General features: G+C 42.0%; 17 protein-coding genes. 7 read left to right on the top strand and 10 right to left on the bottom strand.

The window, feature by feature from the left end; translation table 11 throughout:
* Window positions 1-8: 8 nt before the first annotated feature.
* The 4 genes from fabD to yceD form a co-directional block, all read right to left on the bottom strand.
* Entirely contained in the window at window positions 9-935 is a 927-nt protein-coding gene (fabD, locus tag J8M00_RS03525; protein ID WP_211008969.1) for an ACP S-malonyltransferase, read from the bottom strand.
* Between the two features lie 156 nt (window positions 936-1091).
* A complete protein-coding gene (gene plsX, locus J8M00_RS03520) occupies window positions 1092-2132 on the bottom strand; it encodes a phosphate acyltransferase PlsX (RefSeq protein ID WP_211008968.1) in 1041 nt (346 codons plus the stop codon).
* 11 nt (window positions 2133-2143) lie between these two features.
* A complete protein-coding gene (gene rpmF, locus J8M00_RS03515; RefSeq protein WP_023400289.1) occupies window positions 2144-2314 on the bottom strand; it encodes a 50S ribosomal protein L32 in 171 nt (56 codons plus the stop codon).
* Between the two features lie 10 nt (window positions 2315-2324).
* The gene (gene yceD / locus J8M00_RS03510) at window positions 2325-2849 is read right to left on the bottom strand and encodes a 23S rRNA accumulation protein YceD (protein ID WP_211008967.1); all 525 of its coding nucleotides are present in this window, start codon (window positions 2847-2849) and stop codon (window positions 2325-2327) included.
* Window positions 2850-2970: 121 nt separating this feature from the next.
* Between yceD and J8M00_RS03505 the strand changes: the two genes are divergently transcribed.
* A complete protein-coding gene (locus J8M00_RS03505; protein ID WP_211008966.1) occupies window positions 2971-3567 on the top strand; it encodes a Maf family protein in 597 nt (198 codons plus the stop codon).
* On the opposite strand, the gene J8M00_RS03500 is transcribed toward J8M00_RS03505, so the two are convergent.
* Together J8M00_RS03500 and rluC are read right to left on the bottom strand one after the other, a co-directional pair.
* Window positions 3547-4188: an HAD-IA family hydrolase gene (locus J8M00_RS03500; RefSeq protein ID WP_211008965.1), complete on the bottom strand. Its 642-nt coding sequence runs from the start codon at window positions 4186-4188 to the stop codon at window positions 3547-3549. The genes J8M00_RS03505 and J8M00_RS03500 overlap by 21 nt on opposite strands.
* The gene (gene rluC / locus J8M00_RS03495; RefSeq protein ID WP_023400285.1) at window positions 4178-5140 is read right to left on the bottom strand and encodes a 23S rRNA pseudouridine(955/2504/2580) synthase RluC; all 963 of its coding nucleotides are present in this window, start codon (window positions 5138-5140) and stop codon (window positions 4178-4180) included. The genes J8M00_RS03500 and rluC overlap by 11 nt, the downstream gene beginning before the upstream one ends.
* 544 nt (window positions 5141-5684) lie before the next feature.
* Here rluC and rne point away from each other — a divergent pair.
* Window positions 5685-8972: a ribonuclease E gene (rne, locus tag J8M00_RS03490; RefSeq protein ID WP_211008964.1), complete on the top strand. Its 3288-nt coding sequence runs from the start codon at window positions 5685-5687 to the stop codon at window positions 8970-8972.
* Window positions 8973-9025: 53 nt separating this feature from the next.
* Here rne and J8M00_RS03485 read toward each other — a convergent pair whose 3' ends face one another.
* From J8M00_RS03485 to J8M00_RS03475, 3 genes are all read right to left on the bottom strand, one after another.
* Window positions 9026-9202 (bottom strand): hypothetical protein, encoded by a 177-nt coding sequence (locus J8M00_RS03485; RefSeq protein WP_211008963.1) that lies wholly within the window; start codon window positions 9200-9202, stop codon window positions 9026-9028.
* 186 nt (window positions 9203-9388) lie between these two features.
* Window positions 9389-10717 (bottom strand): murein transglycosylase domain-containing protein, encoded by a 1329-nt coding sequence (locus tag J8M00_RS03480; RefSeq protein WP_211008962.1) that lies wholly within the window; start codon window positions 10715-10717, stop codon window positions 9389-9391.
* 44 nt (window positions 10718-10761) lie between these two features.
* Complete coding sequence (locus J8M00_RS03475; protein ID WP_023402172.1) at window positions 10762-11340, bottom strand: LPP20 family lipoprotein; 579 nt, start codon at window positions 11338-11340, stop codon at window positions 10762-10764.
* 205 nt (window positions 11341-11545) lie between these two features.
* On the opposite strand from J8M00_RS03475, the gene J8M00_RS03470 reads away from it, so the two are divergent.
* Genes J8M00_RS03470 through J8M00_RS03460 form a run of 3 tightly spaced genes read left to right on the top strand, consistent with a single transcriptional unit; the run spans window position 11546 to window position 14864 of the window.
* Window positions 11546-13252, top strand: a complete 1707-nt coding sequence (locus tag J8M00_RS03470) for a hypothetical protein (protein WP_348772540.1) — start codon at window positions 11546-11548, stop codon at window positions 13250-13252.
* A 12-nt stretch (window positions 13253-13264) separates the two neighbouring features.
* Window positions 13265-13879, top strand: coding sequence for a penicillin-binding protein activator LpoB (locus tag J8M00_RS03465; RefSeq protein ID WP_211008960.1), 615 nt, complete (start codon window positions 13265-13267; stop codon window positions 13877-13879).
* Window positions 13869-14864: an LPP20 family lipoprotein gene (locus tag J8M00_RS03460; protein WP_211008959.1), complete on the top strand. Its 996-nt coding sequence runs from the start codon at window positions 13869-13871 to the stop codon at window positions 14862-14864. The genes J8M00_RS03465 and J8M00_RS03460 overlap by 11 nt, the downstream gene beginning before the upstream one ends.
* Before the next feature lie 49 nt (window positions 14865-14913).
* Here the strand turns inward: J8M00_RS03460 and yejK are convergent, their stop codons facing one another.
* Complete coding sequence (gene yejK, locus J8M00_RS03455) at window positions 14914-15924, bottom strand: nucleoid-associated protein YejK (RefSeq protein ID WP_211008958.1); 1011 nt, start codon at window positions 15922-15924, stop codon at window positions 14914-14916.
* A gap of 66 nt (window positions 15925-15990) precedes the next feature.
* Between yejK and J8M00_RS03450 the strand changes: the two genes are divergently transcribed.
* Together J8M00_RS03450 and J8M00_RS03445 are read left to right on the top strand one after the other, a co-directional pair.
* Window positions 15991-16203, top strand: coding sequence for a DUF1414 domain-containing protein (locus J8M00_RS03450; protein WP_023402177.1), 213 nt, complete (start codon window positions 15991-15993; stop codon window positions 16201-16203).
* Window positions 16204-16207: 4 nt separating this feature from the next.
* Window positions 16208-17704, top strand: coding sequence for a DUF3413 domain-containing protein (locus tag J8M00_RS03445; protein WP_211008957.1), 1497 nt, complete (start codon window positions 16208-16210; stop codon window positions 17702-17704).
* Window positions 17705-17748 lie beyond the last annotated feature (44 nt).

Genomic DNA, 17748 nt, shown 5'->3' with positions numbered 1-17748 from the left:
CTTCTCTATTATTCTGCACTTTCAATTGATGCTACATCGTTAGCAGCAGCACATTTAACTGATTTATCAATTCGTTTTGCCAAGCCTGTAAGAACTTTTCCTGGGCCAAACTCATAAGCCTGAGTAATCTCTTGCGCGGCAAGCTGTTGAACTGTTTCAGTCCAGCGTACAGGACTAAATAGCTGCCTGATAAGCGCATCCTTTATTTCTGTAGCACTTTTAGCTACTGCAACATCGACGTTGTTGATAACCGGATATTTAGGCTCTGCAAATGTTAAGCCTTCGAGATCAGCTGCTAGGCGCTCTGCCGCTGGTTTCATTAACTCACAATGTGAAGGGACGCTTACTGATAAAGGAAGAGCGCGCTTTGCACCTGCTTCTTTACATGCTTCACTCGCTCTATCTACGGCTTCTTTATGCCCTGCAATTACAACTTGACCAGGCGAATTGTAATTTACCGGAGATACAACCTGCCCTTGCGCAGACTCAGCACATGCTTTGACAATTGCCTCATCTTCTAAGCCGATAATTGCAGCCATAGACCCTGTTCCAGCTGGCACGGCTTCTTGCATATACAAACCACGTTTTTCAACTAGCTTAACAGCTTCTGACAACGAGATAACACCTGCACATACAAGCGCTGAATACTCACCCAAGCTGTGACCAGCTAATACAAGTTCAGCATCAACATTTTTTGCTTGCCAGTGACGAAAAATAGCTACGCTAGACGTCAATAATGCTGGCTGAGTTTTATGAGTTTGATTTAGCTCTTCTTCAGGACCATTTAACACCAAGGCTTGCAGATCATATCCAAGCGCTTCTGATGCTTCGGCAAAGGTTTTTTTTACAATGTCAGATGATTCGATTAGCTCTGACAACATACCAACACTCTGAGAGCCTTGGCCTGGGAAAAGTAAAGCAATTTTTTGTGACATAAGATGCTCTTTTACTCGTCTTTAAATTCGTACACCCACAATTAGCGCGACCAACTTGTTCTATAGCGCTAACTGATGAAGTATGACTAAAAATATCTATATACAAGCAACTTTGCTTGAACGGACGCGAAGTATGCACGAAAAGTGGCGTTTGTGCTAACTAATAGAGGTTTCTTCCACGTCAGTCATTTTTTCAAAAGCTGATTGTATTTTTTCGGGAATGCGTCGATTAACCTCTCTAACAGCTTCATCGATCGCTGCTAAAAATGCCTTATTCGATGCATTTCCGTGACTTTTTACGACAATACCACGCAATCCTACCAGACTTGCTCCGTTATACTGGTCGGGGTTCACCTTTTTATAGAGTTTTTTTATCACCGGGCGTAGTAAAAATGCGAGAGCCTTGTAAAAAAAGTGTTTTTTTAGTGCTTTCGTGAATTTTAGCATGATCAACTTGGCAATTCCTTCACAAGTTTTCAAAGCTATATTACCCACAAAGCCTTCGCACACAATAACATCCGACTTTCCTGAAAAAATATCACTACCTTCACAGTAACCTTGGTAGTTTAGATGCTCACACTCACACATCAACTTGGCCGCTTGCTTTATTCCTTCATGCCCTTTGATGTCTTCTGCACCGATATTCAAAAGGCTAACTTTGGGACTTTCTTTATCTAGAGACTCTCCGGCAACGATTGATCCCATAATTGCAAATTGAAACAAGGTTTCCGGATCACATAGCACATTGGCACCTAAATCGAGCAAATAGACAGGCTGTTTTTTTTCTGTAGGCATCGAAGTAATGAGTGCTGGACGCTTAATACCTGGCAGCATTTTCAATACGTAGTGGGCCATCGATAGTAAAGCGCCAGTATTGCCTGAACTGACACATGCTTGAGCTTGACCTGTTTTAACTAGATCAAGAGCAATACGCATTGAAGATTTACGTTTATTTCTAAGCGCATGAGCTGGCTCACAATTATTCGTAACAACTTGTTCGCTATGCTTTATAACCAGTCTGGGGTGATCGAGTTGGTTTTCTTTACTGAGAGCTTGCCGCAAGACTGCTTCATTACCACAAAGTAATAAAGTTAAATTTGGATATTTTTCAACTGCTAGGATAGCAGCTGGAATAGATGAACGGGGGCCGTAATCGCCCCCCATCATATCTAACGCAATGGTTAGATTAGTCAGCATAAAGTAATCTCTTACTTAGAAATTACTTTAACGCCTTTGTAGTAACCATCTGCAGTTACGTGGTGACGACGATGAGTCTCACCTGAAACTTGGTCTACAGTTAAAGCTGGTCCGCTGATAGCATCGTGTGAACGACGCATGCCACGACGTGAACGAGTCACTTTGCTTTTTTGTACCGCCATTAGCCTTCTCCTAAGAATCTTTCTTAAGTTGTTTTAAAATTTCAAATGGATTTGGTTTACTTTCTTCTGCTTCGATTTCGCCAAAGCTCACTGGCTTATTTGAAAACGAACATGAAGCTTCATCATGCATAGGAACTATAGGAATCGCTAAAATCAATTCATCTTCGATAATTTGTCGAAGATTGATTTCACCTTCTTCATCTAACTCCACCACATCGTAGCTTTCAGGAAGATCATCCGACTCTGCACCTAATCCGACTGGCGAATACGCAAAGTCTTGAGCCAAATCCAACCCTAATTCATCATTACAACGCTGACACAACAATGTTACTTGTGCTCGAGCTGAGCCCCGAATCACAACTAAACCTTGCTGATCAATATCGCAATGAATAGTTACCGCTATTTCACCTACCTGATCCTGCACAACTTGCTGCAGTCGAGAAAGTTCTTCAAGCGACACAATGCCGTCATAAGTAGCTCGACGTTGCGCTGCCCTGCCTGGATCAAGAGTGATGGGAATTTTCACCTTTTGCATAGGGGCTGCATCATATAGATTGTTAGTGGTTTAGTCAAAGTAAAAATAAACTTTCCTATTGTTTTTCGCCTACTAACGCTTATCCTTGTGTCAAATCCTCAATTTAAACACCAATAGACTCATGAAAACACCTATTATATTAGCCTCAAGCTCGCCATTTAGGCAGCAAATTTTGAAAAAAATTGGCCTTTCTTTTACAACTTTTTCTCCAGAGATTAATGAGTCGCCAATATCCGGTGAAACACCGCAAGATCTCGTGCAGCGCTTAAGCGAAAACAAAGCCAAAGTAGCGATACAACACTATCAAAAAGGGCTAGTCATCGGCTCTGACCAAGTCGCGGTGTTCGATGGCCAAGTTCTTGGTAAACCCCATAACAAAGAAAATGCAATTAAACAGCTCACATTATTTAGCGGTCAATGTGTTACCTTTTATACAGGACTGAGTGTCTATTCTATTGAAGAAGATAAATGTATCACTAAAGTTGTACCGTTTAACGTTTATTTTAGAGCGCTAACTTCAACACAAATCTCAAATTATTTAGAGATAGAACAGCCATACAACTGCGCTGGCAGCTTTAAAAGTGAAGGGCTAGGTATATGCCTATTTGACAAGCTTGAAGGTGAAGACCCAAATACATTAGTGGGCCTTCCGCTTATAGAGCTGACAAAAACATTCGCGAGTTTTGGTTTAGATGTATTAGGTCAAGTACGTCAATAACTGTTCAAATTCATCTACTACATGAACCGGTGAGAATGGCTCAAGCTCTCCTCGCGAGGCAACGCCAAAAGTCACCCCGATGGCATCTATACCGGCTTTAGATGCCATTTCCATATCAATTGTTGTGTCTCCTATCATCACCGCATCTTTAGCCATAACGTCTAATTCATCCAGCAGTTGATGCAACATATCTGGATGCGGCTTGGAGTGTGCCTCATCAGCAGTTCTAGTTGCTTGAAAATATTTGTGCAACCCTGATTCACTCAATAGCCTATTCAGACCTTGGCGACTCTTCCCCGTTGCAATTGCTATTTTAGTTCCTCGTTCCGCCAGTTGTTTAAGAACGGCCTCTACACCACGAAATAATTCCGTGGGTGTCGTATCGACATCTCGGTATATAACTTTATAAGCATCAGCCAAGTCAGCACTGCGATAGGCCTGTGCAGGAAACAAAGTAGCTAAAGCCTTTTCAAGCGATAAACCAATAATGCTTTTAGTTTTTTGTTCTGACTCTCTAGGGATCCCGTATTGATCGGCAACCAAATTAATGGTGTTAACAATCTTGGGGACGGTATCCATAACCGTGCCGTCCCAATCAAATATGACCAGTTTATAGTCCATTATCTTCTCGTAATGTTTTTATACATGCCGTCAAAGCGTCGTCCAAAGGTGCTTCTACATGCAAAGTGGTTTCTGTTTTAGGGTGCAAAAAGCGAAGCTCTCTAGCATGCAAGAATAAACGCCCTAGGCCTTTTTTACGCATTTGCGCATCAAAAGCTTGATCGCCATATTTATCGTCACACGCAATAGGGTGCCCTTTACACTGAGTATGCACTCGAATTTGGTGTGTACGACCTGTAACAGGAGATGCTTGCACCAAAGTCGCGCCATTGAAACGCTCTAGCACACGAAAGCGCGTATGTGATGCTTTACCCTCTTCTGGATCGACTCGCACTACACGCTCGCCTGATTTTAGTGTGTTCTTTCTCAGCGGCTCAGTTACATTTTTGTGCTTCGAAGACCACTCACCAGCAACCAGTGCCCAGTAATTTTTCTCCATGGTTTTCTCTCTTAGTTGCTCGTGCAAGCCTTTTAAAACCGCTCGGCGTTTAGAAATAAGCAAGCAACCTGAAGTATCTCTATCTAGTCGATGAACCAACTCAAGTGATTTTTCTTGCGGTCTAAGGGCGCGGATCGCCTCTATCAAACCATAACTAAGACCGCTGCCACCATGCACTGCCATTCCAGAAGGCTTATTTATAACAATCAGATACTTATCTTCATATATTATGCAATCTTCTAAACTTGCTACCCGGTCCAAGTTTTTAGGGACAAATTCTGTTTTTTCTGCAGTTTTAACTGGCGGGATCCGCACTACATCGTCAATTTGTAGCTTATATACTGGCTTGACACGCTTTTTATTGACGCGAACTTCACCCTTTCTCAAAATTTTATAAACAGCACTTTTTGGTACACCTTTTAAATGTGTAACTAAAAAGTTATCAATACGCTGCCCTAACTGATCTTCGGTGATAGTTACAAAGGTAACTTGTAAACCATTCTTTTCTGACATTGCCTAATCACTGATTTGAGTAATAATTTAGTTGCTATCACACAGTTATTAGTGGGATAATCGACTCGCAAATTTTGCGAGCATTGCTTTTTATCGCAAATAAACTGTCGTGATGCACATCTTGGGTGGAGGATCATACAGATCAGAGCTAATATTTCCAAAGCTTTTATCTCCGACCCAAGACAATTATTACGTGTAATTGGCATAAGATGAAGCGCGTAACAGTTCATCTTTTTATCGCCAGACATGACATACGAGTAAATAAAAGCAAAATTATCGTGTCTTGTGTAAATTTGTGGGTGTGTTTAACCCGAGCGAGTTCTGTAGCAAAAAGTAAAAGCTATTTTTTAACCCGTCGACAATATGAATCAGGCATAAGTGTTAAAACAGACTAAGTTCCCTTCTCCCCAGTCGTGAGACTGCATCAGTAACAGGAACATTTAAACTGCCTGCAAGGGCGCACAAGAATAGTATAAGTAGAGTTTTACCACCCGATGCAAAGTAAATGCGGGAAGGTAAAAAAGTAAATAGAGTACATAAGAATATGAAACGCATGCTAATCAATGCGACGCAGCAAGAAGAAATGCGCGTTGCACTGGTTGATGGCCAGCGTCTATATGATTTAGATATAGAAAGCCCAGGTCACGAACAAAAGAAAGCCAATATATACAAAGGCAAAATAACCCGTATTGAACCCTCACTTGAAGCTGCATTTGTCGATTATGGCGCAGAGCGTCACGGCTTCCTCCCTCTCAAAGAAATTGCCAAAACATACTTCCCTGAAGGCTATACATTTAATGGCCGCCCTAACATCAAAGATGTTATCAAAGAAGGTCAGGAAGTAATTGTTCAGGTTGACAAAGAAGAGCGTGGACAAAAAGGCGCTGCACTGACAACTTTTATCAGTGTTGCTGGTAGCTATTTAGTTTTAATGCCAAATAACCCTCGTGCTGGCGGTATTTCACGTCGTATCGAAGGCGATGAGCGTATTGAGCTGAAAGAGGCCTTAAGCCGTCTTAAATTGCCAAAAGGCATGGGGCTTATCGTTCGTACGGCTGGTGTAGGTAAATCTTTCGAAGAACTTGAATATGACTTGAAAGCTCTTCTTGTGCACTGGCAAGCAATTCAAGAAGCTGCCGATAGCCGCAAAGCACCGTTTTTGATCCATCAAGAAAGTAACGTTATCTTCCGAGCGATCCGCGACTATCTTCGTCGTGATATCGGTGAGATATTGATTGATAAACAAAAAGTTTTTGATGAAGCAAGAGCTCATATTGAACGTTTCAGACCTGACTTTATCAATCGTGTGAAACTATACAAGAATGATGTGCCTCTGTTCACTCACTATCAGATTGAGAGCCAAATTGAATCTGCTTTCCAGCGCGAAGTAAGACTGCCATCTGGAGGCTCGATTGTCATCGATCCGACTGAAGCGCTTACCTCTATTGATATCAACTCGTCTAAAGCAACCAAAGGCGGCGATATTGAAGAGACAGCACTCAATACCAATTTAGAAGCAGCTGATGAAATCGCAAGGCAGCTAAGACTTCGCGACTTAGGTGGTCTAATCGTTATCGACTTTATCGATATGACTCCTCCACGCCATCAGCGTGAAGTTGAAAACCGCCTAAAAGAAGCTGTGAGAGCAGATAGAGCTCGCGTTCAAATTGGCAAAATTTCAAGGTTTGGCCTTTTAGAAATGTCTCGTCAACGTTTACGTCCTTCTCTGGGCGAAGCGAGCCAGCATTCTTGCCCACGTTGTAACGGACAAGGCACAATTCGCTCAAATGAATCAATTGCACTGTCTATTTTACGATTGATTGAAGAAGAAGCGATTAAAGAAAACACCGCTCAAGTGAATGCTCAAGTGCCTGTAAAGGTTGGCTCTTTCTTATTAAATGAAAAGCGCCGTGCGGTACAACGAATTGAAAAGAGACATAACTGTCACGTTGTCATTATTCCTAATCAGCACCTTGAAACGCCTCATTATGAAGTAGTTCGTTTGCGTAAAGACGATGTGCCAGAGTTAGCAAGTTATGAGCAAGTTGCAGAGCCTGAAGCTGATATCGTCGAAGTGCAGATGACTCAGGCTACGCCAAAAGAAGAGCCTGTCTTGAAAGGTGTGGTAATGCCTTCTTCGCCAGCACCTACGTCGCAACCTACCGCTCCACAAGCGCCAACAACAGCGACAGAGCAGACCCAGGCACAAAAACCTGGTCTATTAGCGCGCGTTGGCAATTGGCTTAAGAGCTTATTCTCTTCTGAGGAAGAACAACCGAAAGAAGAAGAGAAAAAGCAACAGCCGAAACGCCGAGGAAAACAAGACAACCGTCGCCGTAATCAACGACGTAAAGGCCGCGGTCGTGGTGATGCACAAAAAGATGCAGCAACTTCTAACGATACTGTAGCTAAAGGTGAAGACAAAGAACGCACTGATAATCAGGAACGTTCGGAAAACCGTAACAAGCGTCGTCGTCAAAACAATCGTAAACGTACTGATTCAGATAAAACAAAGAACACCAATACGGACAACGAAAATCAAAAACAGGAATCTCCGCAAGAGCAGCGAGAAAAGCCTGTAAAACAGCGCCGTCAACGAAGAAATCTGCGTAAGAAAGTACGTATTGAAAAGCAGACTGAAGCAACACAAGAGTCTTCACAGACTGATATGTCACCAGTTCCTGTCGAACCAGAAAAGCAGGAAAAAGTACATGCTCCAGTAGAAGAGCCAATCATTGCAGAGGAAAAAAATACCGTAGAGGACACGGTAGAAAGCGCTGAAGTAAGTGTTCAAAATGAAGCTATCGTTGAACTAGATACGACCGAGAACACTGAAACACCAGCAGTCAGTGATGAGCAAGATGACGAAGCAGATGGTGAAAAGCGCGAAGCAAAAACGCGCTCAAGACGTTCACCTCGTCATTTAAGAGCAGCAGGTCAAAGACGTAAACGTGGCGAGTCAACAAACCGTCAATCAGCTCCAGCTTTTGTTCCTGTTGCTGACCAAGCTGCCGCAGAGTTTGAAGCTCAGCTACGCTCAGGAGAAGCCGTTACTGCTGAGGAGGCGTCAGCTGCAGAACAAGCACCTGTTGTTGAACAAGCACCTGTCGCTGAACCTGCACCTGCTGTTGAACCAGCACCTGTGGCTGAACCAGCACCTGAGGCTGAACCAGCACCTGTTGCTGAGCCTGCAACTGTTGTTGAATCAGCACCTGTGGCTGAACAAGCACCTGCTGTTGAACCAGAACCTGTGGCTGAACAAGCACCTGTTGCTGAACAAGCACCTGTGGCTGAGCCTGCACCTGTTGTTGAATCAGCACCTGTTGTTGAATCAGCACCTGTTGTTGAATCAGCACCTGTTGTTGAATCAGCACCTGTTGTTGAATCAGCACCTGTTGTTGAATCAGCACCTGTTGTTGAACCTGCACCTGTGGTTGAATCAGCGCCTGTTGCTGAGCCTGCGCCTGTTGCTGAGCCTGCGCCTGTTGCTGAGCCTGCACCTGTTGTTGAACCTGCACCTGTTGTTGAACCTGCACCTGTTGTTGAATCAGCACCTGTTGTTGAATCAGCACCTGTGGCTGAGCCTGCACCTGTGGTTGAATCAGCGCCTGTTGCTAAGCCAACAAAGTCAGGTCGTGTACGCTATACCAATACATCAGCATCACCAATGACAAAAGCCAGCTCTTCAGAAGAAGTATCTGATGCTGTTGTTCCTAGTGCTATGCCAAATGAATTGAGAGCGACTATCCAATCTAGTGGATTGGGTGTAGGCTCAAAATCGCCTACAGCTAGGGCAAGTGCTCAAATGGCCTCTCCACAGCCAGTTGAATAACTAATCTAATTTGGTAATAACCACAAAAAAACCAGTCATGATTGACTGGTTTTTTATTGCCCGCTTGCCCGCTTGCCCGCTTGCCCGCTTGCCCGCTTGCCCGCTTGCCCGCTTGCCCGCTTGCCCGCTTGCCCGCTTGCCCGCTTGCCCGCAGTATGATGTTGTTGGTCATCTATTACGTATATACGCAAAAGCGATATAAATTTGGCCGCAATTCGTTTGTTATTCATATCGTTATCTACTAACTCAACATGCAGCTCGTTGTCACAATTGATGGCTACTCATTTACGCTAGATATCTATGTGATTAGCGTATTCGCCCTTATGATATGAGAGAATTTGTTTCTCGTTGAGATAGAGATGGAACTGAGGTAGAGATGGAGTTGAGTCGCAAAGTCTATGCGACTCTTAGATTTGCTATATATAAAGCTTTTCTGCCGTTAGTACTTTTTTTAGATAGTGCTTTGTCTCATCGTAAGGCAAGCCAGTCTGCAACGCTTCTAGTACGCGCTGTGGAGACATAGAGTTAATGATCTTCGCTGCATCTCGAATATTCCTAGAGTTATTTGAATTGAACACTCTAGCAACATTTCCTGCTCCCGTATTGTACGCGGCTATCATGCAGTACTTTCTGCTTAACGGATCTTTGATATTACTTAAATATCTATCGTTTAACAGATGAAGATAAGCTGTACCCGCTTCAATATTGTTATTCACGACATACAAATATGGTGCGCTCATCGGTTCATCAATTTTAAACAAAAAACGATTTACATCGACCCCTGCACTTGTCGGTACAACTTGCATCAAGCCATAGGCCGGGATATGTGATTTTGCCAGTGGATTGAAGTGACTTTCAGTATGCATCACCGCTAATACCAAACTAGCATCCACTTCAAAGCGCTCACTGTGCTTGGCAATATTGTCTGTGTATGATGAGGCTCTTTTTTTAGCTAAACTCCCCTGAGGAAGCTTGATGGTAACTTTAGTTACCTTTTCATCATTTTGACCAGCTATCTGTCTGACTGACTGCGCCAAGTTTTGAATGCGCTTAACTTCTAATTGCTCTAATTTTGCTTTATCTTCAGCAAGCTTATCTGAAACCTCTGAAGTGCTCGTTTGTGGCAAAGCGAGCTTTTCATCAGCCTTCTTTTCCAGCAATTGCTTTTGTTCAACCGTCTGCTGTTTTATCTTGGCTTTTGCGTCGATAATGGCACTGACTTTCAAGTTTCTATCAATTTCATAATCTTGATAAGTTGCCTCTTCTAGAGAAGATTGTTCTCCGCTAAAAAAGCTCTGTATGAGTGCATTTTCCGATTGCCTAAAGCGTTCAAATTCACGCTTTACATCTGCCTTTGATGGTGCGCCCTCTCCTTCATGACGAATACTCAACACAATTTCATTGCGTTCAAAATCAACTTCAAGTCGTGCACGATTGTCTTCAGAATAGGAAACATACTCACTTTGTGACGCAATTTTAGCCTCACCCCACTCTTTGATCAACGTATCTCTAAACGCATCATATTCAGCTAAGTGCTGTTCAACAAACTCTTCGTATTCACCTAAGAGCTGAGCTTTAAATTGTTCAAACTCAGACTGTTCTGAGGTTGTTTCAGGACCTGACTGCTTCTTGCTATCATAGTCCTGCATCTCTTTCGACAATTCACCAAAAAGTGTTGCTGTACTTGCAAAAGCAGTACTTACTACAAACTGAGAAGCGATTGTCAATGCTAGTACTTTCTTCACTTTAAAATCCTTACAAGCCAAAAACGCGCCGTGGGCGCGTTTTATTAGTTGGTCAATCTAGCAATTTCTTTTTCTAAATCTTTTTCTGCTTTATATGCTTTGAACTCTTGATACAAGAATTTTTCGTCTTGTGGATTGATCTCTTTTTTGCTCTCTTTAATTACGTCTTTAAATAGAGAGTGAGTAAGCTGCGGTGATAAAACCACGAGTGAGCAGTAATAGTCTTTACCGCCAATTTCCACAACGTCAGCTTTATTTACACGAGAACCATTGAGCGTTTGCTTAGTTAATTGTTTTGATACTGAACTAAATGTCGAACCTACTGTCGTATCATCATTCGCATCTGTGCGATTTGCAAATGTCTTATCTAAACCTTCAATTCGAGTTTCGATTTGCTGTGCTAACGCTAAGCGAGCATTCGCCACAGAATGTTTTTGGTCAATTGAAATATTACCAGAGAATTTAACACAATCAGCAGCAGCGATACCATTTTCAATCGTTGGGTTTAATACCCAATCAGGGATATTCACTTTTGACTGAGAAGCAGACTTATCTTGTGTTGAGCTACAACCTGCCAAGATCCCTGTAACAAGCACAGTTGTAAGTAGCGATTTAAGTTTCATGGTATTTTCCTTCGTAAGATTAATTGCCTAAAGCGATGATTTAAATTTAACAAAAGGCTGGGCTAATTACAGTAATAAATTGTAAGAACGATTTTTTACAACTTTATTCTTTAAAAAATCTAAAAAAATCTTAAACTTGCTGACAATATAACTGAATTAATTGGTATAGTCACTGTCATGTTTTTTACAAGTCATGGATGTCAACGTGCAAGTTAATACTTATTTCAAGTCGCACTTTTCTTTCTTAACAGTAGTTTATGTACTTCTGCTAAGTGGATGCCAAAGTACACCAGCAAACAAAAGCGCTATCCTACTCGCTCAGCAAGGGGAGTTTGAATCGGCGAAGCAAGCTATTCGAACAGATTATTCACCTGTAGGTAAAAGTAAATTGTTACATTACCTAGAGCTTGGCATGTTAAATCACTTACAAGGTAATTATCAACGCAGCAACGAGCTGCTAAATGAAGCCCAGCAAATCATAGAGGATCAGTACACAATCAGCGTATCTGAGAGAGCTTTAGCACTTGTGAGTGGTCCCACTTATACAACATATGCAGGTAAAATATATCATCGACCACTGATCAACTTTTACAAAGCGCTCAATTACAATGCACTTGCCAACCAGAGTGACATTGACCGGCAAGCCTATTTGGACTCTGCACTCGTTGAAATGCGCCAACTTGATACTTACTTAAGTGGGTTGAAAGATAGAACTGGTGGTTATGATGACCAAGATCAACCATCCGGTTTAGACAGCTTAACTGAGCAAATTAATAACATCACAAGACCACTGTTCGCGCCAAACGATTTACTCAAAGATATTGAATATAAAGATGACGCATTTGCCCACTATGTCAGTGGCATTTTATTTGAGCGCAGTGAAGAGCTAGACTCGGCAAGAATTCAATATCAAAGAGCGATACAGGCATTTGAAGGAGGATTCGCCAAACAGTATGCTATTAGCGATAGTATCGTCTCACAAATTAAGCGCGATCTACTGCGCGTTATGGAGCAAGCAGGTGGCTACGACAGTGAAGTTTTCGCATTGCGAAAAACGCTAAACATAACCAAAAGCACGCAACCTCAACCTGTGTTAAACATATTTCAAAATATTGGAATTGGCCCTCAAAGAAAGCAGTTTAACTTGCTTTTACGCGCAGATAAGGAAGCAAAAGCGTTAGTCATGACGCCCATACTGTGGGGCACGCAGCACGAACAACAAGCGCAAATGCGATGGTTTCAAATGCTCTATGCTGACACCAGCTTATTTGATTTAATGCAAAACTATGCAACTGGCGATATTGGTGATGTCGCAATGGGTGCCTTAACCAAACGAATTCCACTCGGACCAATCTGGGATGATGCGGTAGATATTGGTTTAATCAGCGCTTTGGAATACGGTAGCCGAATTTCTGTAACTTACCTAGAACCGCTGAAACAACAAATTAAGCGCTCAGAAGTGTGGGTTAATAATAAAAAAATTGCCGACTTGGATAAAATTTACTCCGTAAGCCTTCTGACGCTGCAAGATGCACTGAATAATGCGAACTCTGAAATTCAAATTGCGCTTGCAAGAGAACTGGTCAAAGCACTCACTGCACAAAAAGCGATTTCAGCAACAGGATTAAACTCTCAGTTTTCCGGCTTTGCTAAATTTGCCACATCCGTTGTCAATGCGGTCACTGCGTCCGCTGATCTAAGACAGTGGCAATCTTTGCCAGCACAAGTTAATTACGTGCAACTTCCAATTTCAAAGGGCAAGCACGTGATCACATTAAAAACACATTTAACATCTGGGCAGGTGATCGAACAGTCAGAAACGATCCAAGTCTTGGATGAAATAACGCTTTGGCATACCCGCACCTTTTTAGAGCAAACGCGTGTAGCCACACCAGAATCAACTTTTTTATAATGGAAAATTGTTATGAAATGTAATAAAACCTTACTAAAACTCACTCCGCTTTTCGTGGCTTGTACACTTGCTGTTTCTGGTTGTTCATCAACCAAAGTACAGAGAGTAGATGCAAATCAAGAGGTTGCATTATCTGACAAATGGAATGCAAAGGACTCTCAATTAGTTGCTGAAGCCATGATAAACGATATGCTGAGCTTCCCATGGGTTAACGATCACTTACAAAGAGAAGGATCTAAACCTGCTATTATCATCCAATCGGTACGCAATAAATCACACCAACACATCGCTGTTGATACTTTTTTAAATGATCTAAAACGGTCAATATTGCGTAGCGGTCAGGCTGACTTTGTCGCCAATAAAGACGTTCGACGTGAAATACGTGAAGAACGCAAAGATCAAGAGCTTAACTCTAGTTTAGAAACTCAAAATGAAATGGGACAAGAGTACGGTGCTGATTACGCTCTTTCAGGAACTATCAACTCATTTGTTGACGAGCAAGGCGGCGATCGCGTGACCTTCTATCAAGTTGACTTACGATTGATAGACATGACTACAAACCGTGAGGTATGGAATGGACAAAAGAAAATTCAAAAGTTGCAGGAGCGTTCGCGTTTTGGCTTCTAAACCCCTTGTAGCGACACTGTTTAGTGTCGCTCTGATTGCTGGCTGTCAGAGCAACTCGGCAAAGCAAGTAAAGGAAAATACAACGCCACAGTGGATAACTGTGACTCCGACTTCAAGTTATATGATATATGGCGTTGGTAACGCTCAGAACACAGGTGATATGCAACAAGCCAAGCTTGCTGCGCAGGAGTCTGCTCGGTTAGCGCTTGCCAAGCAATTAAACGTCACGATTTCTGCAAATACAACGATAAAGCAGCAAGCTGATAATAAGTCGATGACTTTTCATATCGATGAATACATTCAGTCAAAAGTGCCCAACATACAGTTGCAAGGCGTCAAGATTGAAGATGAATATATCAGTGTCGACAGTAAAACGGCCTACGCACTAGCTGCATTTAACCGTACCGAAGCCGTAATGCAAACTGAATTATCGATTAGTGCAATTGACGATGAGATTAGCCACTTCCAGTTTGCCCGCACTCAGAGCAAGAGCCTTGCACTAAAAAATGCCGTGGCTTTAAAGCAGCTCGGTGTTAAACGTGACAAGTACAATAATTACTTGCAGATGCTACAAGCTGCTCACGTAGCCATACCCAGCGCGGTGCGTGCAAAGCTAAATGCTGCGGATGCTTTGCTTAACAACGTCAGCTTCAGTATAAGTGCCGATAGTCAAAAGCATCAAAAAGTCAGAGACATGCTTGCTCAAGCCCTTTCTAGTCAAGGTATCAAGGTCACCGATAAGAATGCCGACTTTACTTTGAAATTTAGGGTCGATTGGCAAGACATGAAAAAGGCTGGTACATATTACAGTCTAGCTGAGAGCTATTTGGTAATAACTGAACAAGGCGAAGAAAAAGCCCACTTTAATGCCAAAGTAAAAGCTGCTTCAAGTTTTGAAGACACGGCAAAAAGCAACGCGATGGGAAAATTGGCAGACAAATTAGGCCAGCAACTGGCCAAGTTCGTTGTTACCGGTAAGTCTTAAGTTCATCAGTGATACTTGTCAAAAATTAAAAAAGGCCCATAGGCCTTTTTTAATTTTCTTGTGAATACTTTTCTAACTGATCTTTTAAGTTTGGCGGCACACCTTTAATTGTCAGTGTATCGTTTACTGGGTCATAAACCACGCGCTCACCTAGGTGCTTTCGTTCAAAACCGACGCTTACACCACCACCCATGCCTGAAAACTTCACCATGGCCGTCACGGTTTTTTTATCAAGCGGGAATGATTCTTCTAATTCATACCCTTGCTCTTTATAAAAGTCTTCAAATTGCACATCGGATGATTTCGACAGAGTGTCTGATAAACCTTCAATATCAGCATCTTCACCACTATTGATACAGTCATTACAATAATCAAACACTTCCTTTCTGATCACATCTTTTTCTGCCTTTTCAAACTGCTGTTCAGCCAAGTAATCTTCTACAGCATGCAGCATAGTTTGAGATTGCTGTTTGGGATCTACTCCTTCTGCACACCCTAAGAAATCTAAGAAAAAGTCAGCGACCTTGCGGCCTGCGCGTCCTTTAATAAAGGAGATATAACGATTTTCGTCTGCCTGAGTATCCCATGCTGTTAGATCGATTCGAGCTGCCAATTGCATACGAGCAATATCCAAGTGCCTCGAACTGGCCAAATCTAATTCAGACGTGATCGAATAATGTTCTTTTATACTAATTTGTGCAATTAGCATATAATCACAACCGACATATTGATAATGACAAAAAACTAAATAGCCCGTTTCATGAAACGCATATTTATTTAGCTCTTCTTTTAAAACTTCCGTTGCCTGTTGCGTCAGGTGCCAAAAACCAAGCTCATTATTACGATAGCTCTGCATGGCAGATGCTACCGTACTGTTTTTGTCTCCATCAAATGCACAGAAACCTTTGCCTGGCTTTCCATTATATGCGTGGTGCAACTGTTCAATAAAAACATTGACCCGATCATTAATGATCATTTCATCTTCGCGTAAATGGATTTGCGTTTCTTCGTCTTGCTTGTCTACATAATGTACAACAAGCTTTTTCACCTCAATGCTCATCTTTGTTTTTAACGCCTCTGGTGTTAGAATATGAAGAATTGTAACTCTATTAATTTGAACCAACCGATGCCAATTCAGTCTAAATATTCCAATGAACAAGTAGAACAAATTGTTGATAGTTTAATCAATGTACTCCAAGAGCACAAAGCACCTGTCGACTTAAGTTTAATGTGTTTAGGAAATTCTATCACGCACATTCTAAAAGAGCATGTGCCAGAGAGTAAAAGACAAGATGTCGCTGACAATTTTGCTAAGGCGCTTACTCAATCGGTAAAATAACGGAATGAATTTAACACCACATAGTCCTTTTTCTTCAAAAGCGAGTCAACTGCTAAGTTGGGGACACTGGTTTACCTTTGCCAATATTGGGCTAGTGCTTGTTATAGCACTGGCTTACTTGGCAGCAGACGCAGCACCAAGCAGTATGATTGGCTGGGTATACATGTTTGTCACTTGGATCAGCCATACCAGCTTTATAACATTTTGTGCTTTTGTCTTAACCGTTTTTCCTCTCAGTTTGATATTCCCTTACCCCCGTCATATACGAGGGATGGCGGCAATCATTGCAACATTCGGCATATCAGTGCTGTGTCTTGATGCGTTTGTGTACTATCAACATGGCTATCACCTTAGCGTTCAATCTTTACCAGAGATCATTTCTCTTCTGATTGGCATGATCAATGGACTCTCTGTGCTTACAACGGCGATAATCCTACTCGGCTTTATTGCAATATTAAGCTTTGAGCTAATTGTCGGCAATCATGCTTGGCGTCATTTGGATAAGCTAAAATCGTATCGATTTCCAAAATATGCAACCGCACTGCTAGTAACCTGCTTTGCCACTAGCCATTTAATGCATGTTTGGGCCGACGCGAATAACTATTTTGATATTACAAAGCAGGATAATGTTTTACCGCTGTCATACCCAACTACAGCTAAAACTCTACTTGCAAGACATGAGTTATTAGATTTAAACGAATATCAACAAGCGAGAACGGTACGTTTAGAAAACGCCACCACTCACTTCCAAATTCCCAGCAGCTTGCCACAATGCGAGTTCAATGCTGCGCCTGTCGATATTATTGTCCTCAATAGTTCATTGGCGTCTGATAAACAGCAAACCCTCAACGGCGATTTTCTAACTCATTCACAGGTACTGGTGCCCACAAATGCGAGCGACCACTACTTTAATTTAGTGTACGGACTACCAGCATATTATCGAAACACCATAACTGAAAATCACTTGTCACCTATTTGGAATACGCAAAATGTACTTGCCATCGCCCAAGGTAACCCTTTTGAGTACCTCGATGAGCATACTACCGACGCTAAAGTGAACTTTTACTTTACTTCCGAAGTACCAGTACTGGACGACAAAAACGCGTATATCATTGTCGAGCACCCTGTCGGTAGCGATATTGTGACACAAACAGCACTGCATACTAACTTGCCTTATTTCGCAAATCATAAAGGCCTGATGCAAGGGACCGATATTTTAGTGACTTTGCTTGATAAGCACTTTAATTGTAGAGAGCTGGCTGCACAGACTATGATCGGAAATGTTTCAGGCAATAATGAACTAAACCAAGGAGTAAACTACTCCCAAGGTGTTTTAATTACTTATAAAAAAGACCGAATAATATTGGTCAACCACGATGGTAGACACAAGCAAATTTCCGCTAAAGAAGGGTTTCATATCGAGCAAAAAATGGATATTCCTTTTCTTGTTCACAGTATTAAATCACTCAAAAAGTTTACAGCAAAAGCACCTAATCCTTAATTAGGTGCTTTAACTTCTCCTAAATATGATTCTTTCCTGCAATT

The organism is Pseudoalteromonas luteoviolacea (assembly GCF_018100925.1).
In the GTDB taxonomy this organism is placed as follows: Bacteria; Pseudomonadota; Gammaproteobacteria; order Enterobacterales; family Alteromonadaceae; genus Pseudoalteromonas; species Pseudoalteromonas obscura.
This window is presented reverse-complemented; position numbering and strand designations above follow the sequence as displayed.

Excerpts from the sequence above, each read along its gene's own strand:
- plsX (WP_211008968.1), bottom strand. The coding sequence starts at position 2,132 with ATGCTGACTAATCTAACCATTGCGTTAGATATGATGGGGGGCGATTAC.
- yejK (WP_211008958.1), bottom strand. The coding sequence starts at position 15,924 with ATGAGCATTGAGGTGAAAAAGCTTGTTGTACATTATGTAGACAAGCAA.
- J8M00_RS03485 (WP_211008963.1), bottom strand. The coding sequence starts at position 9,202 with ATGAATAACAAACGAATTGCGGCCAAATTTATATCGCTTTTGCGTATA.
- rne (WP_211008964.1), top strand. The coding sequence starts at position 5,685 with ATGAAACGCATGCTAATCAATGCGACGCAGCAAGAAGAAATGCGCGTT.
- fabD (WP_211008969.1), bottom strand. The coding sequence starts at position 935 with ATGTCACAAAAAATTGCTTTACTTTTCCCAGGCCAAGGCTCTCAGAGT.
- J8M00_RS03475 (WP_023402172.1), bottom strand. The coding sequence starts at position 11,340 with ATGAAACTTAAATCGCTACTTACAACTGTGCTTGTTACAGGGATCTTG.
- J8M00_RS03505 (WP_211008966.1), top strand. The coding sequence starts at position 2,971 with ATGAAAACACCTATTATATTAGCCTCAAGCTCGCCATTTAGGCAGCAA.
- J8M00_RS03445 (WP_211008957.1), top strand. The coding sequence starts at position 16,208 with ATGAATTTAACACCACATAGTCCTTTTTCTTCAAAAGCGAGTCAACTG.
- rluC (WP_023400285.1), bottom strand. The coding sequence starts at position 5,140 with ATGTCAGAAAAGAATGGTTTACAAGTTACCTTTGTAACTATCACCGAA.
- J8M00_RS03450 (WP_023402177.1), top strand. The coding sequence starts at position 15,991 with ATGCCAATTCAGTCTAAATATTCCAATGAACAAGTAGAACAAATTGTT.
- J8M00_RS03500 (WP_211008965.1), bottom strand. The coding sequence starts at position 4,188 with ATGGACTATAAACTGGTCATATTTGATTGGGACGGCACGGTTATGGAT.
- yceD (WP_211008967.1), bottom strand. The coding sequence starts at position 2,849 with ATGCAAAAGGTGAAAATTCCCATCACTCTTGATCCAGGCAGGGCAGCG.
- rpmF (WP_023400289.1), bottom strand. The coding sequence starts at position 2,314 with ATGGCGGTACAAAAAAGCAAAGTGACTCGTTCACGTCGTGGCATGCGT.
- J8M00_RS03465 (WP_211008960.1), top strand. The coding sequence starts at position 13,265 with ATGAAATGTAATAAAACCTTACTAAAACTCACTCCGCTTTTCGTGGCT.